At 64.6% G+C, this 23,001-nt stretch carries 23 protein-coding genes; 14 read left to right on the forward strand and 9 right to left on the reverse strand.

Translation table 11 applies throughout. From position 1 onward, the window contains the following. The 3 genes from MLB1_RS04830 to MLB1_RS04840 are packed head-to-tail and all read left to right on the forward strand — an operon-like array spanning nucleotide 1 to nucleotide 2,019. A complete protein-coding gene (locus tag MLB1_RS04830) occupies nucleotides 1–1,350 on the forward strand; it encodes a C40 family peptidase (protein ID WP_180748547.1) in 1,350 nt (449 codons plus the stop codon). Beyond that, entirely contained in the window at nucleotides 1,325–1,678 is a 354-nt protein-coding gene (locus MLB1_RS04835; protein WP_180748548.1) for a hypothetical protein, read from the forward strand. The genes MLB1_RS04830 and MLB1_RS04835 overlap by 26 nt, the downstream gene beginning before the upstream one ends. Beyond that, entirely contained in the window at nucleotides 1,678–2,019 is a 342-nt protein-coding gene (locus MLB1_RS04840; RefSeq protein ID WP_180748549.1) for a YbaB/EbfC family nucleoid-associated protein, read from the forward strand. The genes MLB1_RS04835 and MLB1_RS04840 overlap by 1 nt, the downstream gene beginning before the upstream one ends. Here MLB1_RS04840 and MLB1_RS04845 read toward each other — a convergent pair. Beyond that, nucleotides 2,016–2,324 (reverse strand): ferredoxin, encoded by a 309-nt coding sequence (locus MLB1_RS04845; RefSeq protein WP_358146004.1) that lies wholly within the window; start codon nucleotides 2,322–2,324, stop codon nucleotides 2,016–2,018. The two genes, MLB1_RS04840 and MLB1_RS04845, sit on opposite strands and share 4 nt — an antisense overlap. Before the next feature lie 282 nt (nucleotides 2,325–2,606). Here MLB1_RS04845 and MLB1_RS04850 point away from each other — a divergent pair, with 282 nt between their 5' ends. The 3 genes from MLB1_RS04850 to MLB1_RS04860 all read left to right on the forward strand — a co-directional run bounded on the left by MLB1_RS04850 (nucleotide 2,607) and on the right by MLB1_RS04860 (nucleotide 6,138). After that, a complete protein-coding gene (locus MLB1_RS04850; RefSeq protein WP_180748551.1) occupies nucleotides 2,607–3,590 on the forward strand; it encodes a GAF domain-containing protein in 984 nt (327 codons plus the stop codon). Nucleotides 3,591–3,694: 104 nt separating this feature from the next. Beyond that, nucleotides 3,695–4,690 carry a GAF domain-containing protein gene (locus MLB1_RS04855; RefSeq protein ID WP_180748552.1) on the forward strand — a complete coding sequence of 332 codons (996 nt, stop codon included), beginning with the start codon at nucleotides 3,695–3,697 and terminating at the stop codon, nucleotides 4,688–4,690. 98 nt (nucleotides 4,691–4,788) lie between these two features. Further along, nucleotides 4,789–6,138 (forward strand): primosomal protein, encoded by a 1,350-nt coding sequence (locus tag MLB1_RS04860; RefSeq protein ID WP_180748553.1) that lies wholly within the window; start codon nucleotides 4,789–4,791, stop codon nucleotides 6,136–6,138. A 20-nt stretch (nucleotides 6,139–6,158) separates the two neighbouring features. On the opposite strand, the gene MLB1_RS04865 is transcribed toward MLB1_RS04860, so the two are convergent. From MLB1_RS04865 to MLB1_RS04875, 3 genes are read right to left on the reverse strand one after another with little or no spacing between them, the layout of a single operon-like run. Further along, on the reverse strand, nucleotides 6,159–7,247 hold the full coding sequence (locus MLB1_RS04865) for an adenosine deaminase (RefSeq protein WP_180748554.1): 1,089 nt from the start codon (nucleotides 7,245–7,247) through the stop codon (nucleotides 6,159–6,161). Further along, nucleotides 7,244–8,542 carry a thymidine phosphorylase gene (locus MLB1_RS04870; RefSeq protein WP_180748555.1) on the reverse strand — a complete coding sequence of 433 codons (1,299 nt, stop codon included), beginning with the start codon at nucleotides 8,540–8,542 and terminating at the stop codon, nucleotides 7,244–7,246. Before MLB1_RS04870 ends, MLB1_RS04865 begins: the two co-directional genes overlap by 4 nt. Continuing rightward, nucleotides 8,542–8,940 carry a cytidine deaminase gene (locus MLB1_RS04875; protein WP_180748556.1) on the reverse strand — a complete coding sequence of 133 codons (399 nt, stop codon included), beginning with the start codon at nucleotides 8,938–8,940 and terminating at the stop codon, nucleotides 8,542–8,544. Before MLB1_RS04875 ends, MLB1_RS04870 begins: the two co-directional genes overlap by 1 nt. 342 nt (nucleotides 8,941–9,282) lie before the next feature. Here MLB1_RS04875 and sdhC point away from each other — a divergent pair, with 342 nt between their 5' ends. From sdhC to MLB1_RS04900, 5 genes are all read left to right on the forward strand, one after another. Further along, nucleotides 9,283–9,621: a succinate dehydrogenase, cytochrome b556 subunit gene (gene sdhC, locus MLB1_RS04880; protein WP_255485592.1), complete on the forward strand. Its 339-nt coding sequence runs from the start codon at nucleotides 9,283–9,285 to the stop codon at nucleotides 9,619–9,621. 56 nt (nucleotides 9,622–9,677) lie between these two features. Then, nucleotides 9,678–10,100 (forward strand): succinate dehydrogenase hydrophobic membrane anchor subunit, encoded by a 423-nt coding sequence (locus tag MLB1_RS04885; protein ID WP_180749694.1) that lies wholly within the window; start codon nucleotides 9,678–9,680, stop codon nucleotides 10,098–10,100. 10 nt (nucleotides 10,101–10,110) lie between these two features. Further along, the gene (gene sdhA, locus MLB1_RS04890; protein WP_180748558.1) at nucleotides 10,111–11,877 is read left to right on the forward strand and encodes a succinate dehydrogenase flavoprotein subunit; all 1,767 of its coding nucleotides are present in this window, start codon (nucleotides 10,111–10,113) and stop codon (nucleotides 11,875–11,877) included. Between the two features lies 1 nt (nucleotide 11,878). Beyond that, the gene (locus tag MLB1_RS04895; protein WP_180748559.1) at nucleotides 11,879–12,661 is read left to right on the forward strand and encodes a succinate dehydrogenase iron-sulfur subunit; all 783 of its coding nucleotides are present in this window, start codon (nucleotides 11,879–11,881) and stop codon (nucleotides 12,659–12,661) included. A 79-nt stretch (nucleotides 12,662–12,740) separates the two neighbouring features. Continuing rightward, on the forward strand, nucleotides 12,741–13,352 hold the full coding sequence (locus MLB1_RS04900) for a carboxymuconolactone decarboxylase family protein (RefSeq protein ID WP_180748560.1): 612 nt from the start codon (nucleotides 12,741–12,743) through the stop codon (nucleotides 13,350–13,352). On the opposite strand, the gene MLB1_RS04905 is transcribed toward MLB1_RS04900, so the two are convergent. Then, nucleotides 13,349–14,260, reverse strand: coding sequence for a sigma-70 family RNA polymerase sigma factor (locus MLB1_RS04905; protein ID WP_180748561.1), 912 nt, complete (start codon nucleotides 14,258–14,260; stop codon nucleotides 13,349–13,351). The genes MLB1_RS04900 and MLB1_RS04905 overlap by 4 nt on opposite strands. A gap of 33 nt (nucleotides 14,261–14,293) precedes the next feature. Here MLB1_RS04905 and MLB1_RS04910 point away from each other — a divergent pair, with 33 nt between their 5' ends. Together MLB1_RS04910 and MLB1_RS04915 are read left to right on the forward strand one after the other, a co-directional pair. After that, on the forward strand, nucleotides 14,294–15,307 hold the full coding sequence (locus tag MLB1_RS04910) for an SMP-30/gluconolactonase/LRE family protein (protein WP_180748562.1): 1,014 nt from the start codon (nucleotides 14,294–14,296) through the stop codon (nucleotides 15,305–15,307). A gap of 73 nt (nucleotides 15,308–15,380) precedes the next feature. Beyond that, nucleotides 15,381–16,670, forward strand: coding sequence for a D-alanyl-D-alanine carboxypeptidase family protein (locus MLB1_RS04915; protein WP_180748563.1), 1,290 nt, complete (start codon nucleotides 15,381–15,383; stop codon nucleotides 16,668–16,670). Here MLB1_RS04915 and yhjD read toward each other — a convergent pair. From yhjD to MLB1_RS04930, 3 genes are all read right to left on the reverse strand, one after another. Beyond that, a complete protein-coding gene (gene yhjD / locus MLB1_RS04920; RefSeq protein ID WP_180748564.1) occupies nucleotides 16,667–17,695 on the reverse strand; it encodes an inner membrane protein YhjD in 1,029 nt (342 codons plus the stop codon). The genes MLB1_RS04915 and yhjD overlap by 4 nt on opposite strands. Nucleotides 17,696–17,714: 19 nt before the next feature. Next, nucleotides 17,715–18,782, reverse strand: a complete 1,068-nt coding sequence (trpS, locus tag MLB1_RS04925) for a tryptophan--tRNA ligase (RefSeq protein WP_180748565.1) — start codon at nucleotides 18,780–18,782, stop codon at nucleotides 17,715–17,717. A 67-nt stretch (nucleotides 18,783–18,849) separates the two neighbouring features. Next, on the reverse strand, nucleotides 18,850–19,665 hold the full coding sequence (locus MLB1_RS04930) for an exodeoxyribonuclease III (protein ID WP_180748566.1): 816 nt from the start codon (nucleotides 19,663–19,665) through the stop codon (nucleotides 18,850–18,852). A gap of 125 nt (nucleotides 19,666–19,790) precedes the next feature. On the opposite strand from MLB1_RS04930, the gene MLB1_RS04935 reads away from it, so the two are divergent. Next, the gene (locus MLB1_RS04935) at nucleotides 19,791–20,669 is read left to right on the forward strand and encodes an alpha/beta fold hydrolase (RefSeq protein WP_180748567.1); all 879 of its coding nucleotides are present in this window, start codon (nucleotides 19,791–19,793) and stop codon (nucleotides 20,667–20,669) included. Nucleotides 20,670–20,745: 76 nt separating this feature from the next. Here the strand turns inward: MLB1_RS04935 and MLB1_RS04940 are convergent, their stop codons facing one another. Beyond that, nucleotides 20,746–22,983 carry an NADP-dependent isocitrate dehydrogenase gene (locus MLB1_RS04940; RefSeq protein ID WP_180748568.1) on the reverse strand — a complete coding sequence of 746 codons (2,238 nt, stop codon included), beginning with the start codon at nucleotides 22,981–22,983 and terminating at the stop codon, nucleotides 20,746–20,748. Between the last annotated feature and the right edge of the window lie 18 nt (nucleotides 22,984–23,001).

Here is a 23,001-nt window from a genome sequence, read left to right on the forward strand (position 1 = left end):
ATGGTTGAGACAAAGCCGTATTCGTCCGAGCACCTGTCGCAGGCGACGAATACCAACTACCCAAGCTTCGAGAACAACCCCTTCTCGGCCAATCTGATCGGCTCGGCCATGGACATGGCGGGCACGGTCGGTAACGGCCAGTTCAAGGAAGGCCAGGACCCCAGCAAGATGCTGGAGGGCGGCATGCAGGTCATGCAACAGGTCATGCAACAGGGCATGCAGGCGGGCAGCCAGCTCATCGGCTCCTTCGCCGGTGCGGCAGCTCAGGCTCTGGGGCAGTTCGCCGGCATGGCCGGCCAGGCGCTGAGCAGCATGGCCACCCGCAGCGGCTCCATGGGCGCCAATGTCGGACAGGCATCCGAGTCCACCACCCGGGCCGGCACCCTGATCACGGAGGCCCTGCAACAGTTCCAACACACCTCCGAGATGCTGACACCGCTGATTGGGCTTTTCCCTCCCGCTGCCGCTGAGCTCGCCCAAGCAGCAGCCGAGTGCACCACCAAGGTCTCGGCTTACACCGCGACGCTCGAGGGTGAGCTAGGCGGACAGGCCGGTGAACTGACAGGCATGGCGGGTGCCGACATGGGAAACCCCTCGACACCCGCGTCCGGAAGCGTCCAGCCCGCCATGTCGGCGATGCAGGGCGGTCTCCAGGCCGGAACCCAGGCACTGTCCGGTGCCGCCAGCGGCGTCACCCAGACCATGAGCTCGATGGGTCAAGGCCTCGGCCAGATTCCGCAGGCCCTCACTGGCCTGCTCGGTGGCGCCGGTGGAGGCAGCGGCGCAGGTAGCGCCCTGGGCGGTGCCAACATGAGCGGCATTGCCGCCGGCGCGCTCAACAATCCGTTCGGCGGTGGCGGCCATGCGTCCAGCACTGCCGGTGGTACCAGCAGCGGATTGGGTGGCGCCAACGCCAATGCGGCCAAGATGCTGCTCGACCCCCGCAGCATGGGTAAGGGTGCGCAGCTGTTCCTCCCGGATGGCAGCACCAGCCAGGCCCCGAACGCCTCCGCCGCCGAGGCGGTGCGCAAGGCGCTCAGCCAGGTGGGTGTGCCCTATGAGTGGGGTGGCACCAAGCCCGGTGTCGGCCTGGACTGCAGCGGCCTGACCCAGTGGGCGTACGGAGAGTCCGGCGTCAACATCCCCCGGCTCGCCCAGGAGCAGGGTGTCGGTATCCACGTCGACCAGGGCTCGGTCATGCCGGGCGACCTTGCGGTGTGGGATGGCCACGTCGCCATGATCATCGGCAACGGCATGATGGTCGAGGCCGGTGACCCGGTGCAGATCTCCCCGATCCGCACCACCAACGCCGGGCAGGGATTCCATGGATTCTTCCGACCCACTTCCTAGTTCGGGAGTGCCGCGGCCCGAGCCGCGTGCGAGCATCGACATGACAAATCGTGCTCGCACGCTGCGGGTCAAGGTATCCGAATTCGGTCTGCCGCTTGAGGTTCAGGTCGAACCTGACCTGCTCGGCCGCGGCGCGTCAGCACTGGCACGGGAAATCTTGAATCTGTGCCAACTCGGTGCCGCGCGCTGCGGAGCGGCCCGCCGCGAAGAACTCGCTGAAACCGGTATCCCGGACTACATCCTGGACAAGCTCGGTCTGGCGACGCCCGCCCAGGTCGCCGACCTCGAACTGCGCCAATCCGAAGAGCAGATGGAACGGAGATCCTGATGACGGAGCCAGACCTCACCTTCTTCAAGGCACTCGAACAGCAGTATCAGGAGACCATGACGAAGGCCCGCGCCGGCGGCCATATCCTCAACGGCGCGGTCGACGAGCTGAAAGATCTTCGCGGATGGGCACGTTCGGCGCAGGGCCATGTCGAGGCGGAAGCCAACGGCAACGGTGCGTTGACCAACCTGAAGCTTGACGACTCGGTCACCAAGCTGTCCCCGAGGCTCGTCGGGCAGATCGTTGTGGCTACCGCCGCAGCCGCCGCGGGTCAGGCATTCGATCACCGCGAACGGGTGTTCGCCCAACTGATGGTCGATATGAAGGACCCGCAGCCCTAGTCGAGCGACGAGGGCGCGATCTGTTCACCGCTGAGCGCGCTGAACACCCTGATGGCCTCCACCGGACATGATTCGGCTGCATCGATAACCACCGTGCCAGGCTCGACGAGCGTATTAATTGGCCGAGCCCCCGCAGATTCGAAAGAAAAGTGCTTGGGCGCCAAGGAAACACATTTTCCTGACCTGATACATGCCGACCGATCGACAACCATTCGCCATTTGGGATCATTCACCATTCGCCCTTTCGTCCCGGGCTGCAAGAGCAAGGTGTCCCGACGGCGTCTCGAATTACATCGGCTGTCCATGGTCGCCGTCACACCTACCGACCCCTCATAGATGCACCGGTAGGTGCTCGCGGCGACCAAAGATGGGCTTGTCTGCGGTCGAGCGGCCGCCGAACATAGCGCATCCACGCTGCGGGCACGGCCCGAAGACACAGGGTCCGTACTTAGCCCGCCGATCGCGGGAGCGAGCCAAAAAATATCGCTTCTGAGCTGCCCGCGCAACCTTTTCGGAATACTCGAACAATTGCGCGCCTAGCACTGTCGTTCAATTGCTACGGGTACCTCCGCTGATAACATTCGCAGGTGGCGCGCGAGTGGCTTCTCCTGGAAACCCTCGGCGACGAGCCAACAGTCATCGCAGCAGGAAATCAGTCGCGGAATATGGTTCCCCTCAGCGCATTCCTTCGCCGTAATCGAAATCTTGGTCTCATTCGCCGGGTGGTCGCCGCGGCAACACAGGCCAACAAGGCCGCCACGATCGGCCCACCCGATCTGGATGTGGTCATCGACGTCCGTCCGGTCGCCATGCCCGACGGTCGGGTACACGGGGTATGGCTGTGGGCGGGCTCTACACCCCCACCCGCCGATCCTCCCGCCGAGGGCGGTGCGGTGGTCCTCAACGCCGATACCGGAGCGCTGTACATGAGCGACGGCGCCGCCCTGGCCATGGGAATGGCCCCTTCGGATCCACACGCGGAGATCAGCATGCCGCAGCTGTACCGCTACGTGGCGCCTAATCCCGGCGAGACGGATGTCCTGGGGCTTATCGTGACCGCCACCGAAGGCATGACCTACAGCGCCACCTGGCCGGGTGTCGACAGCGACGGAAATCCCACGCTGTGTCACTTCGCAAGCCGATTAGTTCTGGAACCCAACGACGAGGGCGTCCCCGAGCGTCTGGGGCGCGCGATCAACCTGCGTGTCGGCAGCCCGGCGCTACCCATTCCGCTACTCGAACAACAGGTCCTCGAGGCCACCGCCGAGCCGGGCGCGTATCGGGCGCTGGTCATGATCGCCTCGCGCAAATTGATCAAGTGGATCGATCCGCCTGCACCGGAATGGCATTGGGAGTTCGACCCGCAGGGCCGACCCAAGATTCATCCGGATGACGAGGCGAATCTGAACTTCATGATCGACAATGCCGTGTTCGGTACCACCGAGGCTGTCATCAGGTTCCGATGCCATGACGACAGCTGGGAATCGCTGCACTGCTCTACCCGAGTGGTCAGACTCAGCGAGGACGCGACCGTCGCACTCATCACCCACCGGCGTCGGCCCGCGGCCTGATGCTCTTCGTGTAAGCGGCCCATCGCAGTGCCGCGGCGGCGACACCCCGATCCGGGTCAGATTCGGGCCCCCGCGAGATCGCCCATAATTGCTAACATCCTGCGATGTCACGCGATTGGATGCTGCTAGAGACCCTTGGTGATGAGCCGACGGTCATAGCCATCGGATTGCAGGCCCGCAACATGACGCCGCTCGAGTCGGTGCTGGGCCGCAACCGGCACCGTCCACTGATCGAGGCGGCGATCACCGAATGTCGGCGTACGGGCGAACCAGCGGTGGCTGTTACCCCGGCACGGGACCGCATCGTGCGCGTGCATCCGATATCCATGGGGCAGGTAAACGTCCACGGCGTCCAGGTGTGGTTCGGCCCGGCAGACCTCGAACCGCCGCGACGGCCCATCGCCGGGGCATGCCTAGGTGATCTGGACACATCGGTCACGACGCTCACCGCCGAGTACTTCGATGTGATGGGTTTCGACCCGCACAACAGGTCCGAGAAACAAGCCATCGCCGAAGGTCTTGCCCCTGTACTACCAAGTCCGCACAACGTCGAATTGATGGCGAATGTCGTGAACCCCGAACTTGAGGCGACTTTTTGCGGAACTTGTCTGGCCGCCGACTACCAAGGAAACGTCCTCCAAGTTCACTACGCCGGACGGGCATCCAAGGAAACCAATGCGGCAGGAGCCGTGGAGCGTATCAACAGAATCGTGTGCACGCGGGTGGAGAACACCCCCGCCGAGCCACAGGTGGGATTGGCGCAGCAGATCCTGGAGGCGGTCGCCGCCCCCGGAGTCCACCGGCTGCTCATCAATGTCGACACCTTCGCGGTCCTCAAATGGATCGACACGCCCTACCCCGACCTGGCATGGCGCTATGACCCCGATCGACCCGACAGCATCCATCCTGAGGACGCGGCCCTGGCGCACGCCATGCGAGAGCAGCTCCGAGCCGGATCAACCGCCGGCGTACTACGGGTGCGAGCCACGTCGGGTGGGTGGCTTCGAGTACATGCGTCCGCGACCAAATTCGCGTTGCGTGACAATGCTTTCGCGGCACTCGTCACTCTGACTGCCGCGCTGTCGGCGGACTCCGCGTAGTGAAACGCCGTGGCGCGGGCGGCTCGCGCGGCCACGCATACACCGGCTCGCGTGGTGGGTCTTTCCCTCAGCCCAACCGTTCTGGATAGGCTTGCCGCATGGCTGCTGACATCGTTCCCATCGAACTCGGCCTCACAGAAGGTGACGTGGTCACCCTGTGGGCCCCGCGGTGGCGCGACGCCGGAGACGAGTGGGAGGCGTTTCTCGGCAAGGACGACGATCTATTCGTGTTCGAGTCGGTCGCCGATCTGGTGGCCTTCGTGCGGACCGACAACGACAACGACCTCGTCGACCACCCCGCGTGGTCGGCATTGGGGTCGCTGTCGGCCGACGAGCTTGAGCCCGACGACGACAATCGCTTCGACCTGATCGGTGTGCCGGAGCTGGTTGCCGACAAGCCAAGTGAGGACGCCGTTGAGACGCTGCGCGCCACCCTGGCGATCGTGGCCTCTATCGGCGCCGTCTGCGAGCTGGCCCCCATCAACAAACTCATCAACGGCAACCCGGTGCTCACCACGCTGTCCGGCGGTGCCGAAAGCTTCACGGGGAAAGATGGATTGAAGCGGTGGAACCAGATCGGTGCCATCGTCGGCAAGTCGTGGGACGCGGTGGTCGACGCGATCGACGAGATCGCCGCAACACCGGATGTCGATGAGGAACTTTCCGCCGCCGCTGACGCCGAGCTGCTTGCCGCCGCCGAGAACGCCGTCGACAACGACGACCTCGAGGATGACGACGACCTGGAACTACTCGACGAGGAGTCCGATACGGACAGCGAGAGCGCCGAAAAGGACCCAGACGACCCCGACGACACTGATGACACCGAGGACGAGTCCGAAGACGAAGACGAGGAATCCGCAGACGACGACGTTGTGGAGGACGACGCAGTTCTCGGCGGCGACGAGGATTTCTGGCTGGCGGTCGGTATCGACCCGATCCAGATGATCACCAACTCGGGCACGTTCTACACACTGCGCTGCTATCTCAACGACGAGCCGATCTTCCTAGGGCGCAATGGCAGAATCAGTGTGTTCGGTTCCGAGCGGGCACTGGCCCGGTACCTTGCCGATGAACACGATCACGATCTGGCCGACCTGAGCACCTATGACGACATCCGCACCGCGGCCACCGACGGCTCGCTGCGGATCGATATCACCGATGACAACATCTACGTGTTCACCGGGCTCGCCGACGACCTGGAAGACGGTATCGACGAGGTGGACCGCGACCAGCTTGAGCTGGCCGTGGAACTCCTCACCGATGTCGCCGAATACTCCGAGGACGACAGCCTCGACACGGAACTGGACGGCGACACCTCACTGGGCAAGCTAGTCGGCCATCTGCTCGAACCGGATAAGCACGACGAGCCCAGCGGCCCATTCGCCGACGCAGCCGAGAGCTGGCGGACCCTGGAACGTGCCATGGAAGCGCGGCTCCGCCGCGAGTGACCGCCCCGGTCTTGGCGCGACTAACCGATTAGGACCGCATATCCCGGTTTGATGACGTCATCGATGATCGCCAGCCGTTCGTCGAACGGGATGAATGCGGATTTCATCGCGTTGATGGTGAACCGCTGAAGGTCGCTCCAGCCGTATCCGAATGCGTCGACAAGGCGCAGCATTTCGCGGCTCATCGAGGTATCGCTCATCAGCCGGTTGTCGGTGTTGACGGTCACCCGGAATCGCAGCCGCGCCAGCAGGTCGAAGGGATGATCGGCGATGCTGTCGACCGCACCCGTCTGCACGTTCGAGCTCGGGCACAGTTCCAGCGGCACCCGCTTGTCACGCAACAGCGATGACAGCCGGCCGAGGTGAGCCGATCCGTCGGGGGCGACCTCGATATCGTCGACGATGCGCACCCCGTGGCCGAGCCTATCGGCACCGCAGAAGGCAATCGCCTCGTGGATCGACGGTAGCCCGAATCCCTCACCGGCATGGATGGTGAACCTAGAGTTGGCATTCCGCATGTATTCGAAGGCGTCGAGGTGTCGACTCGGTGGATAGCCCGCCTCGGCTCCGGCGATATCGAACCCGACGGCACCGCGATCGCGGAACTTCACGGCGAGTTCGGCGATCTCGCGCGACCGGGCGGCATGCCGCATCGCGGTGACCAGCGTGCGCACCTTGATGCGCTTACCTGCCGCCAGCGCCTGCCGCTCCCCGTCGGCGAATCCGGCCAGCACGGCGTCCATGACGTCATCGAGCGTGAGACCCGCGTCGATATGAAGCTCCGGCGCGAAACGGATCTCGGCATACACCACGCCATCGGCCGCGAGGTCCTCGACGCACTCGGCCGCGACTCGGTGCAAGGCGGTCGCCGTCTGCATCACACCCACGGTGTGCGCGAAGGTCTCCAGGTACTGCTCCAAAGAGCCGCTATCGGCGGCGGTGCGGAACCACGAGGCCAAAGCACTCTCGTCCTCGGCAGGGAGGTTCTCGTACCCGGCCTCCCTGGCCAGATCAAGGACCGTGCGCGGGCGCAGCCCCCCGTCGAGATGGTCATGGAGAAGCGCTTTGGGAGCCTGGGTGATTGACACCAAATCGAGTTCGGCCGTCACACCGAAAGTCTATCGATGATGAGTGGCGCGGAGGTGGGTGCCGCACCGATGTCCCAACCACCGTCCAGAGCTTCGAGTGCGGCCGGCATGCGTTCGGCGGTGTCGGTGTACAGCGTGAACAGCGGTTCGCCTGCGATAACCGATTCGCCCGGACGTCGGTGAATACGCACCCCGGCACCGTGTTGCACAGTGTCGCCGGGACGGCTACGCCCGGCCCCGAGCCGCCACGCGGCGATCCCGACCGGCATCGCGTCGATCCGGTGCATGACACCACTGGACGGGGCGAGCACGGTCTCCTGGCACCGCCCGACCGGCAGCGGCACCGAAAGATCGCCACCTTGCGCACGGATCATCGCCCGGAACACATCCATCGCGGTGCCATCGGTCAAGGTCGTCACCGGGTCCTTGCCGTCGATGCCCGCGGCGGCGAGCATCTCGCGGGCGAGAGCAATGGTCAGCGCGATGACGTCATCGGGACCTCCCCCCGCCAGCACGTCCAACGACTCCTGCACTTCGATGGCGTTTCCCGCCGTGGCCCCCAGCGGCGTATCCATCGCGGTGAGCAAGGCGCTGGTGACGACCCCGTGTGCGGTACCCAGATCGACCATCGCCGAGGCCAATTGGCGCGCTTGCTGCTCAGACTTCATGAAAGCGCCCGCGCCCACCTTGACGTCCAGTACCAGCGCAGCCGTGCCCTCGGCGAGTTTCTTGCTCATGATCGACCCGGCGATAAGTGGTATCGATTCCACGGTGCCGGTGATATCCCTCAGCGCGTAGAGCTTTCGGTCGGCGGGCGCCAATGACGCTCCGGCTGCGCAGATCACCGCCCCGACTTCGGAAAGCTGGTGACGTATCTCGTCATTCGTGAGGTCGACGCGGATGCCCGCGATGGACTCAATCTTGTCGAGGGTGCCACCGGTATGCCCGAGGCCACGTCCGGAAAGCTGAGGAACCGCCGCTCCGCAGGCTGCGACGACGGCCACCAGCGGCAGGCTGATCTTGTCTCCTACCCCTCCCGTGGAGTGTTTGTCGACGGTCGGGCGGGTCAAGCCCGACAGATTCAGTCGCTCGCCGGAGGCGAGTATCGCGGCGGTCCACGCCGTCGTTTCGTCGGTGTTCATGCCGCGCAGGTAGATGGCCATCAGCAGGGCGGCCACCTGTTCCTCACCAATGTCGCCACGGGTGTACTCACCGATCAACCAGTCGATCGCTCCCGCACTCAGTTCACCGCCATCACGCTTGGTCGCGATGACCGACGGCATGTCAAAGATGTAGGCGCGCGATGAGTCGGCCATCAGATCCTCCCCCTGTCGAGGTCGTCGGGGCCGAAGGCCTCCGGGAGCAACTCGGCAAGACGTCGTGGCGCGTCGCCGTGATCGATGAGCAGGTCAGGGCCGCCGTGTTCGAGGAGCAGCTGACGGCACCGGCCGCAGGGCATCAGCGGCTCGCCGCGGGAATCGACACAGGACAGCGCCACCAACCGGCCCCCGCCGGTGGAGAACAGGGCGCAGACCACAGAACACTCCGCGCAGAGACCCAGCCCATATGAGACATTCTCCACATTGCAGCCGGCGATCACGCGACCGTCGTCGACTAGGGCAGCGGCCCCCACCGGGTACTTCGAATACGGCGCATACGCATGCTTGGTAACCGCGTATGCCTTGTCCCGCAATTCATTCCAGTCAATCACCATGATCGAGAGACCTCCCTGTCGACCCTACGAGACGCACATCGGGCCATCATTTGCTCGTGCAAGGTTTACCTAACTTACTTTGGAGTACGGTGCATTTCGGCGCTTTTCGCGCTCACACGATTTCGGCGCCACATCGGAATGGGTTTACAGTTCCACTGACGGTTCGCCGACCACCGTTGGGCCAGCGGTTGCGCGTCATGGACGCCCCCATTTACCGCTCCGCTTGGCCCCAGTCCACCATTGGTGTTGGAGGCCCACGTGACGACTGCGACGCCCGAAACGGCCACATCTGGCCGCCAAGGTAATCGCCTCAAGCGATCGCTATACCGTGGTGATCCAGGAATGTGGTCCTGGGTCCTGCATCGCATTACCGGTGCCACGATTTTCTTCTTCCTCTTCGTTCACGTCTTGGATACCGCCCTCGTTCGGGTGAGCCCCGAGACGTACAACGCGGTGATCGAGACCTACAAGACCCCGCTCGTCGGCCTGATGGAACTCGGACTCGTAGCGGCGGTCTTGTATCACGCGCTGAACGGCGTCCGAGTCATCCTCGTCGATTTCTGGTCGAAGGGCCCGCGTTATCAGCGGCTCATGCTGTGGATCATCGGCGCTGTCTGGTTCGTGGTAATGGTTCCGGCGGCCGCCCGGCTGCTGATGCATATGGCGGAGCGATTCCTGTGACAACTCCTCAGACCGGCCCGAACGCGAGCACTCGCGCCAGCGGTCGCCCCGCTCCCGTGATGGAGCGCAACTACGACCGCCCTGCCGCGCTGGACAATCCGCGCGCACCACGGCGCGCATCGGGCATGCCCAATTTCGAGAAGTACGCGTGGATCTTCATGCGGTTGTCGGGCATCGTCCTGATCTTCCTGGCGCTGGGCCACCTATTCATCATGCTGATGTGGGACAACGGCGTGTACCGCCTCGACTTCAACTTCGTGGCGCAGCGCTGGGCAAGCCCGTTCTGGCAGACCTGGGACCTGACGATGCTGTGGCTCGCCCAACTGCACGGCGGTAACGGGATGCGCACGATCATCGCCGATTACACCCGTAAGGATTCGACCCGGTTCTGGCTCAATTGCCTGCTGGCGCTGTCGATCATCTTCACGGTGGTGCTCGGCACGTACGTCCTGCTGACCTTCAACCCGAATATCGGTTAGGGGCTCGTTTATGCCTTCGGCAACTATCCAGGAACATCGGTACGACGTCGTCATCGTCGGTGCAGGCGGCGCAGGCATGCGCGCCGCCGTGGAGGCCGGACCTCGGGTTCGTACCGCGGTACTCACCAAGCTGTACCCGACGCGCAGCCACACCGGCGCCGCCCAGGGCGGCATGTGCGCCGCGCTGGCCAATGTCGAAGAAGACAACTGGGAGTGGCACACCTTCGACACCGTCAAGGGCGGCGACTATCTCGCCGACCAGGACGCCGTGGAGATCATGTGCAAGGAGGCCATCGACGCCGTCCTCGATCTCGAGAAGATGGGTATGCCGTTCAACCGGACACCCCAGGGCCGCATCGACCAGCGCCGCTTCGGCGGCCACACCCGCGACCACGGTAAGGCGCCGGTGCGCCGGGCCTGCTATGCCGCGGACCGTACCGGGCACATGATCCTGCAGACGCTGTACCAAAACTGCGTCAAGCACGATGTCGAGTTCTACAACGAGTTCTACGCGCTGGACGTCGTCCTCACCGAGACACCCAATGGCCCGGTGGCCACCGGCATCGTCGCCTACGAGCTCGCGACCGGTGACATCCACGTGTTCCACGCCAAGGCAATCGTTTTCGCCACCGGCGGCTCGGGACGCATGTACAAGACCACGTCCAACGCGCACACCCTGACCGGCGACGGCCTCGGTATCGTGTTCCGCAAGGGACTTCCGTTGGAAGACATGGAATTCCACCAGTTCCATCCGACAGGCCTTGCCGGCCTGGGCATCTTGATTTCCGAAGCCGTGCGCGGCGAGGGCGGTCGCCTGCTCAACGCCGACGGCGAGCGGTTCATGGAGCGCTACGCCCCCACCATCGTCGACCTGGCCCCCCGCGATATCGTCGCGCGGTCAATGGTTCTCGAGGTACTTGAGGGCCGCGGCGCCGGACCGAACAAAGACTACGTCTACATCGACGTGCGTCACCTCGGTGCCGAGGTGCTGGAAGCGAAGCTGCCGGATATCACCGAATTCGCCCGCACCTACCTGGGCGTCGACCCGGTCACCGAGCTGGTTCCGGTGTACCCCACCTGCCACTACGTGATGGGCGGTATCCCGACCAACATCACGGGACAGGTGTTGCGCGACAACGACAACATCGTCCCCGGCCTCTACGCGGCCGGTGAATGCGCATGCGTCTCGGTACACGGCGCCAACCGATTGGGCACCAACTCGCTGCTGGACATCAACGTGTTTGGGCGCCGGGCGGGTATCGCCGCGGCCGAATACGCCGAAGCCCACGACTTCATCGACCTGCCAGAGAACCCGGCGACGATGGTCACCGACTGGGTGGCCGATGTCCTGTCCGAGCACGGCGATGAGCGGGTGGCCGATATCCGCACCGAGCTGCAGCAGTCGATGGACAACAACGCCGCGGTGTTCCGCACCGAGGAGACCCTCAAGCAGGCGTTACAGGATATCCACCGGCTCAAGGAGCGGTACAGCCGAATCACGGTGCACGACAAGGGCAAGCGCTACAACAGCGATCTGCTTGAGGCGATCGAGCTGGGCTTCCTGCTTGAACTCGCCGAGGTGACCGTGGTGGGCGCGCTCAACCGCAAGGAATCCCGCGGCGGACATGCCCGCGAGGACTACCCGAACCGCGACGACACCAACTACATGCGGCACACCATGGCCTACAAGCAGGGTGCCGAACTGCTCTCAGATATCCGGCTGGACTACAAGCCTGTGGTCCAGACCCGGTACGAGCCGATGGAACGGAAGTACTGAGATGACCGCGGTTATCGAGAAAGCCGAAGTAGGAGATCCACCGCTGCCGCCGGTCCCCGAGGGCGCCGTCATGGTCGAGCTCAAGATCCAGCGCTTCAATCCCGAGGATCCCGATGCAGCCGGCTGGCAGAGCTTCCGCGTGCCATGCCTGTCGACGGACCGGCTGCTGAACCTGCTGCTGTACGTGAAGGGCTACCTCGACGGCACGCTGACCTTCCGCCGGTCCTGCGCGCACGGCGTGTGCGGCTCGGATGCCATGCGGATCAACGGCGTCAACCGGCTGGCCTGCAAGGTACTGATGCGGGACCTGCTGCCCAAGAACTCCAAGAAGACGCTGACCATCACCATCGAGCCGATCCGCGGCCTTCCCGTGGAGAAGGACCTCGTGGTCAACATGGAACCGTTCTTCGACGCGTTCCGCGCGGTGAAGCCGTTCATGATCACCAGCGGCAATGCGCCGACGCGCGAATACATCCAGAGCCAAACCGACCGTGCGCGCTTCGATGACACCACCAAGTGCATCCTGTGCGCCTGCTGCACCACCAGCTGCCCGGTGTTCTGGAGCGATGGAAGCTACTTCGGTCCCGCGGCGATCGTCAACGCGCACCGGTTCATCTTCGACAGCCGCGATGAGGCCGCCGCCGAGCGTCTGGACATCCTCAACGACATCGACGGAGTGTGGCGCTGCCGCACCACCTTCAACTGCACCGACGCCTGCCCGCGCGGTATCGAGGTCACCAAGGCGATCCAAGAGGTCAAGCGCGCGCTGATGTTCGCGCGCTGACAGCTCTCCCCTTCCGCCCCTCGCCGAGCGGGTGGTTGACGGTCTGTCACACATCTGTGGGCTGTCTCGTCATACGGGTATGACTGCAATACCTCGCAAGACAACACGTATCGATCCCATTGCCCCACAGAACGCATCACTGCTCACCCGCATCATGTACCGGGTGACCAAGCGGCGTTACGGCCAAGTGCCCGAGCCGTTTACCGTGATCGCCCACCACCGCAAGTTGATGGTCGCCGCCGCGATACACGAGCAGATGCTGAGCAGCGCATCCCGAGTCCTGCCGGCGAGCGTCCGTGAACTCGCGGTGTTCTGGACCGCCCGCACGGTGGGCTGCTCATGGTGCGTCGACTTCGGTTCCATGCTGCAGCGACTCGACGGTCTGAACGTTGAGCGCCTCAAGGCCATCGACGACTATGCGACCTCTCCCCTGTTCACCGACGATGAGCGCGCCGCCATCGCGTACGCCGACGCGATGACCGGCAATCCGCACGACATCACCGACGAGCAGGTCGAGGATCTACGGCGACGGTTCGGCGACGCCGGGGTGATCGAGCTGACGTACCAGATCGGCGTCGAGAACATGCGTGCCCGCACCTATGCGGCACTGGGAATCACCGAGCAGGGCTTCAACTCCGGTGACGCCTGCCGCGTCCCATGGGCAACTCCCCAAGACTCCCTAGACGCTTAGGCGCCACGTAGCGGTGTCCCGGCGAACTTGTCGGGATTGCACACATCCCATACCGCCAGCACCTTGCCGTCCTGCACCGTGTAACCGCTGACGCGGGGCAGGACGGGCTGGTAGTTCGGGTCGGTGTCAGTCGCCCGCAGGAACAAACCGAACTGGCCGTTGACCAGCGCGGGTTCGATGGCCTGTGTCATCTGCGGCCCGTACCTCCGGTGTAACAAGGCAAGCATGAAACGGGCCACCTTATCGGGACCCCTGATAATCCGAGCGGTGGTCGGCGCCTTGCCGTCCGAATCGCCGGTCATCGTGACGTCGGGATGCAGCAGCCGCACAACGGCTTCCACGCTGCCCGACATGAGGGCCTCCAACAGCCTGCCCACCACCTCGTTGTGCTCGGCATCGGCCACCGGCTCCGGGGTTGCGGCCACGGTGCGTCGGCCGCGCGACGCCAACTGGCGCGCGGCTGCGTCGCTGACACCGAGAATCTCGGCAATCTGCTTGAACGGCACCGAAAATCCATCGTGCAGAACGAAGGCGACGCGCTGATCGGGCGCCAGACGGTCCAGCACCACCATGGCCGCAAAGCGTGCGTCCTCGCTGGCCACCAGCACGGCCAGCGGGTCATTACCGTCCAGGCCGGTAACCACCGGCTCCGGAAGCCATTCCCCCACATAGGTTTCCCTGCGATAAACGGCCGATCTCAGCCGGTCCAGGCCGAGCCGAGATACGACGGTGGTAAGCCAGGCCGGTAGGTCGTCGATCTCGTCGGGCGCGGCATGCCAGCGCAGCCACGCGTCCTGGACAATGTCCTCAGCATCGGCGACGCTGCCGGTGAGCCGATAGGCCACCGTCTGTAGGCGCGGGCGCAATTTCTCGAACTCCTCGGTGCGCTCCCGAACGTGACCTGCCACCAGATCAGCCTAGGCCTGCAATAGGGTGAACCCATGGCCAAGCCGTCTATCGACCCCGTCCGTTGGCAGCCGCCCGGAGTGCGGGCGTTAGCCCTCAATTCGCAGCCCCTGCCCCCGCTCACGGTGGTGCCGGTCCCCGGTCACGGCCCCGAGGATGTGGTGGCCGACGCGGCGGGAAACATCTGGACAGGTGTGGTGGACGGAAAGATTCTCCGCATCTCGCCGGACGGTGCCGAAGTCACGCATATCGCGACCACCGAGCATCCGCCCCTGGGTATGCACATCGCGCGGGACGGTCGCGTGTTGATCTGCAGCCGCGACAAGCTGCTGGCCCTCGACCCGGCTTCCGGAGATATCGAGCCACTTGTCACCAAGGTTGACGGACCACCACTCATCTTCTGCTCAAATGTCACCGAATCAGCCGACGGGACAATCTATTTCAGCGAGTCAACGGCACGCTTCCCCTTCGAGGAGTATCGCGCCGCCGCCATCGAGGGCCGGGGAACGGGCCGAGTGTTCCGGCGCGACACCGACGGCACGGTCACCACCATCGCGGACGGCCTGTACTTCACCAACGGTGTCACCTTGACAGCCGACGAGTCTCGATTGGTGTTCGCCGAGACCATCGGGCGCAGGTTGAGCACCATCGCGCTCGCCGGCGCACGGCAGGGTGAGATATCGCGGCTGGCAGAGGAATTGCCGTGCATGCCAGACAACATCAGCACCGGCGCCGACGGCCGCATTTGGGTCGCCATGGCTGGACCACGAAACGCGGCGCTTGAGAGACTGGTGCCCCAAGCACCGATCGTGCGAAAACTGATCTGGAAGCTGCCGGAGTCAATCCAGCCGACGATCGCGGCGGACGCCTGGGTCGTCGCGTTCCACCCCGAAACCGGCGCAGCGCTTGCGAACATCCGGGGCCGGGACACCAGGCTGCAAACCACGACCGGCGTCGTCGAATCAGGTGGCCGCCTCTGGATCGGGTGCATCGGCTCGTCCGCCGTCGGTCACATCAGTCTGGCCGATATCGCGCCATCCGCGCGCTGAGCCAGCAAGTCACATCCGACACAGGCGTAACATCCCCCAGTTCAGGGCGGTGTTCGCTTACTGTGGCAAAGCGATGACCACCAGGATTTCTGCGCCCGACCGCCGCCAGGCGCTGCGCACCGCCGCGACTCGTCTCGCTGCGACCGCCGCCGCCGGGCTGATCGTCGCCGCCGTCCCGCTGAGCACGCCGATCGCCACCGCCGAACCTGGATTCACCCCACCGGACACCAGCGGTTGCCCCTACAAGGTCGTCACCCCACCGGCAGTCGATTCCTCCGAGGTCCCCAGGGCCGGCGGCGAGCCGCCCGCTCCTCTTGCAGTGCCCGCCAAGCCCATCGGCGGCGACCAGCTCGGGGGTTGCGATGTGGTGACCGCCGACGGAACCGGGCCAGTACCCAACGACATCTCCGCGGAATCCTGGCTCATCGCCGACCTGAACACCGGAAATGTGGTGGCCGCCAAGGACCCCCACGCCCGACACCGGCCCGCCAGCGTCATCAAGGTGCTGGTCGCCATGGAAGCCATCAACAACCTCAACCTCAACCAGGCGGTGGTGGGAACCCAGGACGACGCGAACAGCGAAGGCACCAAAATCGGCGTCGACGTGGGCGGCACCTACACGGTCCGGCAGCTGCTCACCGGTCTGCTGATGAACTCGGGCAACGACGCCGCACACGCGCTGGCGGTGCAGCTCGGCGGCATGGAAGACACCGTCGGCAAGCTGAACGACCTGGCACATAAGCTCGGCGCGCGGGATACCCGGGTGGCCACCCCATCCGGCCTCGACGGCCCCGGCATGAGCACCTCGGCCTATGACCTCGGCCTGTTCTACAAGTACGCGTTCGCCGACCCCACCTTCGCCGAATTGGTGTCGGCGCCGAAGGCGACCTTCCCGGGCCATCCCGCCAAACCCGGTGAGCCCGATGCCCATCCGGCGTACGAGATGACGAACGACAACAGGCTGCTCTACAACTACCCCGGCGCGCTCGGCGGCAAGACCGGATACACCGACGATGCACAACAGACCTTCGTCGGCGCGGCCGAACGTGACGGTCGCCGACTGGTGGTCACGATGCTGCGCGGTACGCGTCTACCAATCGCACCGTGGGAGCAGGCGGCCCATCTGCTCGACTACGGTTTCTCCACTCCCCGCGACACCTCGATCGGTAAGCTCGTCGACCCCGATCCGACGCTGTTGACCAAACCGCATGCCGATGACTCGGCCACCCCCCAGGCCGCCGGCCTCAGCGCCGACGCGGTGAACAGCGTCCCGGTCCGAGTGGGCGTGACAATCATCGGGGCGATGATCGTGTTCAGTCTCATCCTGGCGGCCAGGTCACTGAACCGTCGCGCCCAGGTCTAGTCGCGGCCGCGACCTAGCCACGAAATACCCAGCGCACCAAGTGCTCCGGCTCCCACTGCGGCGAGCACACCGAGTGTCGACGGCCGCGAACTCGTCTCCAAGCGGGTGGAGATGACCGCGGGCTCCGGAGGCGCAACCGGCGCCATCAGCATGGCGCCCTCGGAGGTCGCGGCCCACGCCGTGGCGTAGAGCAGCAGCCTCGCGGTGATGTAGGCGAACACCATGATGCCCAGAACCGGACCGAAGGTGGATCCCGCCGGGCCATGCATGATCACCCTGAGATAGATCGACGCCACCTGTTTGAACAGCTCGAAACCGATGGCAGCGATGAGGCCGGCGTGCACCGAGCTCGTAAAGGGCAACCGCTGACGCGGCAACCGAGCAATCATCCAGGTGAAGAGCGCCCAGGACACCACGATCGCCACCGTGAGGGTCGCGAGTTTGAGCAACGCGGCCGGCACCGAGACGTCGTGCAGCCCGACCCAGCCGAGTATCCGCATGATGGTCTTCTCATCACCGACGGCGGTCACCGCGATGGTGAGCGCGAGCGCCACGAACGTAGAGGACAACGCGGTGAGATCCGATAGCTTGCCCTTCACAAACCCCACCGATTCGTCGGGCTGCTCCCACATCGCGGTGAGCGCCTCGCGCACATTGGCCATCCAGCCCAGCCCCGCCCAGGCTGCGGTCGCCAGGCCGACAAGGCCCAGGCTGGTGCGCGAAGCAATCGCCGTGTCCATCAAGTTGATTAGCTGATTACCCACCTCGCCCGACACCGTCTCGCCGATTCGGGTACGTAGCTCCGCAATCGTTTCCGGCTGACGAGACAGCACAAATCCCGCAACCGCGAAGCCGACCATCATGAGTGGAAACAGGGCAAATACCGTGAAATACGTGATTCCGGCGGCGTAGAAATTGCCCTTGACGTCCTGGTAGCGCTCCTGCATGCGCATGATGTGGTCGAACCAGGGAAACCGCGCACGATAGCGGTCGAGAATTCCGGGCTTGTTGTCGTCGGCCACCAATTACCGCCTCTGCTATTCGCTACCTCGCAGGCCGGACAAACCCTATCCGGTCGTAGACCTCGGTGAGAGTTTTCTCTGCCAGCTCCCTGGCACGTTCGGCACCCGCGGCCAGGATGTCATCGAGCGCCGCGGTGTCGGTGAGCAGGTCGTTCACCCTGTTCCGCACCGGTGTGACGAATTCCACGAGCGCCTCGGCCGTGTCCTTCTTCAGATCTCCGTAACCGCGTCCGGCATAGCCATCGACAAGCGTGTCGATATCGGCGCCGGTGAGCGCCGACTGGATGCTCAGCAGGTTCGAGACACCCGGCTTGTCCTCGCGGTCGAAACGAACCTCCCGATCACTGTCGGTCTGCGCCGATCGGATCTTCTTGGCGGACACCGCCGGATCGTCGAGCAGGTTGATCAGCCCCGTCGGAGCCGACGCCGACTTACTCATCTTCACCGTCGGGTCCTGCAGGTCGTAGATTCGCGCCGCATTCTTCGGCACAAACGTCTCTGGCAGCACGAACGTCTCGCCGTAGCGACTGTTGAACCGCTGTGCCACATCACGAGTCAGTTCGAGGTGCTGACGCTGATCGTCACCCACCGGAACAAGGTTGGTCTGATAGAGCAGGATGTCGGCAGCCATCAACACCGGATAGGTGAACAGCCCGACGGTGGTGGCATCGGTTCCCTGCTTGGCGGACTTGTCCTTGAACTGCGTCATCCGCGATGCCTCGCCGTAGCCGGTGAGACATCCCAGTACCCAAGCCAACTCGGTGTGTGCGGGCACGTGACTCTGCACAAAGATGACGCTCTCGGCCGAGTCGATGCCAAGCGCGATGTACTGCGCGACCACCGCGCGGGTCCGCCGCCGCAGTTCCTCGGGATCCTGCGCCACGGTGATCGCGTGCAGATCGACGACGCAGAACAGGGCTTCGTACTGGTGCTGCAGTCGGACCCACTGCTGCACCGCGCCCAACACATTTCCGAGGTGAAGAGAATCGGCGGTGGGCTGGATCCCGGAGAAGAGCCGAGCGGGGTCGGCTCCGGGGTTCGCGGTATCGGCAGTCGTGGATGAGCCGCTTGCGTGAAGACGATCAGTCATGGTGCGTCCATCCTGACACGACCGGTCAACGCGATTACCCGCCGATCGCCCGGCAGACCACCCACGGCTATGACGTGCGGTACTCGACCGTCACGGGTGCGTGATCAGACCAGCGCAACGCGTACAGGTCGGCCCGCTCGACCCTCGCCGAGTGCGCGCGCCGCCCGAGATCGGAAGTGGCAAGGTGATAGTCGATACGCCAGCCCGCGTCGTTGTCGAAGGCCTTACCCCGCCATGACCACCAGCTGTACGGCCCGTCGACATCCGGATGCAGTAGCCGGAAGCTGTCGACCCAACCGGCATCCAGCAGCGATCCGACCCAGGCCCGCTCCTCCGGCAGGAAACCGGCCTTCTTCTGATTCGCCTTCCACGCCTTGATATCTCGTTCGGTGTGCCCGATGTTCCAATCGCCACAGATCACCGTGTCCCGTCCACTGGCAGCCAACGCGGCCATCCTGGTGCCGACGGCCGCCATGAAGCGCTCCTTCTCCTCCTGGCGCTCCGTACCGGCTTCTCCGGTGGGCAGGTAGATGCTCGCCACGGTGAGATCGCCGATCTCGGCCTCCAGGTATCGGCCGGCCTCGTCGAACTCGCCGCCGTCGGCGTCCAACGTCGCCTTGGTGGAGGCGGCCGGGAGCCGGCTGAGGATTCCCACGCCGTTGCGTCCCTTCACAACCGACGGCGCACTCACCACATGCCACCCCGCAGCCAGGGCCGGGGCCAGCGCCTCGTGAAGCTGGTCCTCCTCAGCACGGACCTCCTGCAGGCACACGATGTCGGTGGTCGTCTGCTCGAGCCAGGGCAGCAGCCCCCGGTTCTCCGCGGAACGCTCCTTGACGGCGGCACGAATGCCATTGACGTTGATGGTGGTCACGGTGATCATCGGTCGCCGACGATAGCTCAGCGGTCTGACAGTGATGAGCCGCTGGGGCGAAGAACATGGGGCACTGTAAGTTGACGCAATACTCGGTAATGTCAACGCTGGCGTTGGCGCAATAGGAGGACCCCATGTTGGAAGCCGTCTTGTCGAAACCGTCGAGCAAGCGGGCGCCCATCGAGATGGGTGCGGGCGAGCCGGTCCTGCTGCTACACCCGTTCATGCTGTCCCAGTCCGTGTGGGAGACCGTGGCCGAGCAGCTCGTCGACGCTGGGTACGAGGTGTTCGCCCCCACATACCCCGGCCACAACGGCGGCGGCCCGATGCCCAAACTGCCACCGCTCTCCCAGCGGTCGGTCGACGTCTACCTGGACCAGATCGAACAGATCATGGACCAGAAGGGCTGGGAAACAGCACATCTGGTGGGCAATTCGCTTGGCGGCTGGATCGCTCTGGGCCTTGCACTGCGTGGCCGGGCCCGCAGCGTGACCGCGATTGCCCCCGCGGGCGGCTGGACCAAGTACTCGGCTCTCAAGGCAGAGATCACGGTGAAGTTCGCAGCGATGGCGCCTTGGTTGGCGTTCTCCCGCCTCCTCGGCCGCCGCGCAGCGGGCCTGCCGTTCGTGAAGCTCGCCACCGCCCGCGCCCTCTGCGGGGACACCGAGGCACTGAGCCTGCCGGATTACCACAGCATCTTCGAGGACATCACGCACTGCCCGGCGTACTTCGCGTCGTTGACGTCGATCCTCCCGGCTCCGGGCTTGGAGAATCTGCAGACCATCTCGGTGCCCGCGCAGCTCGTGCTGTGCGAGAAGGACGAGATCGTCCCGCCCGGCCGCTTCGGAAAACTCATCAGCCAAGGCCTGCCCGCGAACGCGCGCCGGATCACCCTCAAGGGCATGGGGCATGTGCCCATGCTCGAGGCGCCGGGTCAGGTCACCGAGGTGATCACCGACCTGATCGATCCGCTGGTCGCGGCCAAGCGCAGCGCGGCGTCCGACGCCGGGTAAGAACCCTTACGCCGAGCGTGAACCTGTGGCGGGTTCGGCTGAATCGCCGCCCAGGTTTCACACTCGGCACGTGGAACTAAGCCTCGACTGACGCCAAGACTTCATTGAAGGTCACGCTTGGGCGCATGACAGCGGAGATCTTCTCGGGGTCCGGCGAGTAGTAGCCGCCAATATCGACCGGGCTGCCCTGCACCGCCCCCAGCTCAGCAACGATCGCGTCCTCGTTCTCGACCAATCGTTTGGCCAGCGGCGCGAACAGCTCAGCCAGCTCCGCATCCTCGCCCTGCGCAGCGAGTTCGGCCGCCCAGTACAGGGCGAGATAGAACTGGCTGCCGCGGTTGTCGAGCTCACCGGCCTTGCGTGACGGACTCTTGTCGTTCTCCAGCAGCTTCCCGGTCGCGGCATCCAACGTGGTGGCCAGGATCTTGGCCCGCGGGTTCCCGGTCTTGATGCCCAGGTCCTCCAGGCTGACGGCCAGTGCCAGGAATTCGCCGAGCGAGTCCCACCGGAGGTGGTTCTCCTCGACCAGCTGGCTGACGTGCTTGGGCGCCGAACCACCCGCCCCGGTTTCGTACAACCCGCCGCCCGCCATCAGCGGCACGATGGACAGCATCTTGGCGCTGGTGCCCAGCTCCAGAATCGGGAACAGGTCGGTCAGGTAGTCGCGCAGGATATTGCCGGTCGCCGAGATGGTGTCGAGTCCACGGATCACCCGCTCCATCGTGTACCGAATCGCCCATACCTGCGGCATGACCTGGATCTCCAGGCCCTCGGTGTCGTGGTCCTTGAGGTAGGCCTTGACCTTCTTGCGCAGCTCGTTCTCATGTGGCCGTTCGGTGTCGAGCCAGAACACCACCGTCATACCGGATTCCCGGGCGCGGGTGACGGCGAGCTTGACCCAGTCCTTGATGGCCGCGTCCGTGACGACCGGCATGCGCCAGATATCACCGGCCTCGACGTTCTGGCTCAGCAGCACCTCGCCGGTCTCGATGTCGACGATATCGGCGACACCGGCCTCGGAGATCTCGAATGTCTTGTCGTGGCTGCCGTACTCCTCGGCCTTCTGCGCCATGAGACCGACGTTGGGAACGGTGCCCATGGTGGTGGGGTCGAACTGGCCGTGGGTCTTAACGAAGTTGATCATCTCCTGGTAGATCCGGGAGAAGGTGGACTCCGGGTTCACGGCCTTGGTGTCCTTGAGCTTGCCGTCTGCGCCGTACATCTTTCCGCCGGCGCGAATCATCGCCGGCATCGAGGCGTCAACAATCACGTCGCTGGGCGAGTGGAAGTTCGAGATGCCCTTGGCCGAATCCACCATCGCCAGCTCGGGCCGGTGCTCATGGCAGGCGTGCAGGTCGCGGATGATCTCCTCGTGCTGCGATGCGGGCAGCGCCTCGATCTTGCTGTAGAGGTCGGAGATGCCGTTGTTGACGTTCACACCCAGCTCGTCGAACAGCGCCTGGTGCTTGGCGAAGGCCTCCTTGTAGAAGATCTTCACCGCGTGCCCGAAGACGATGGGATGGCTGACCCGCATCATGGTCGCCTTGACGTGCAAGGAGAGCATGACGCCGGTTTTGTAGGCGTCCTCGATCTGCTCCTCGTAGAAGTCGCAGAGCGCCTTCTTACTCATGAACATGCTGTCGATGACATCGCCCTCGCCCAGCTTCACCTCGGGCTTGAGCACGACGGTCTCGCCGCCCGTGGTAGTCAGCACCATCTTCACCTTGCGGGCGCGGTCCAGGGTCAGCGACTTCTCACCGTGGTAGAAGTCGCCCTCCTTCATGGTCGCGACGTGGGTGCGTGACGCCTGCGACCACTCACCCATGCTGTGCGGGTGCTTGCGCGCGTACTCCTTCACCGCGCGCGGTGCGCGACGGTCCGAGTTGCCCTCACGCAGCACGGGGTTCACGGCACTGCCGAGACACTTGGTGTAGCGCGCCAGGATGGCCTTCTCTTCGTCGTTCTTCGGGTCCTCGGGATAGTCGGGCAGCTTGTAGCCCTTGCCCTGCAGTTCCTTGATGGCGGCCAGCAGCTGCGGCACCGATGCGCTGATATTCGGCAGCTTGATGATGTTCGTGTCCGGTAACTGCGTCAGCCGGCCCAGCTCGGCCAGGTTGTCCGGAACGCGCTGCTCTTCGGGGAGGAACTCACCGAACTCGGAGAGCAGGCGCGCTGCAACGGAGATATCGCTGGTTTGGACGTCGACACCGGCCGGTCCGGCGAAGGCCCGGATGATCGGCAAGAAGGAGTACGTCGCAAGCAGCGGCGCCTCGTCTGTCAGCGTGTAAATGATGGTCGGCTGCTGCGCACTCATGGTCGCTCCCGGCTTCGT

This window comes from Mycobacteroides sp. LB1, assembly GCF_013449725.1.
Lineage (GTDB): Bacteria > Actinomycetota > Actinomycetes > Mycobacteriales > Mycobacteriaceae > Mycobacterium.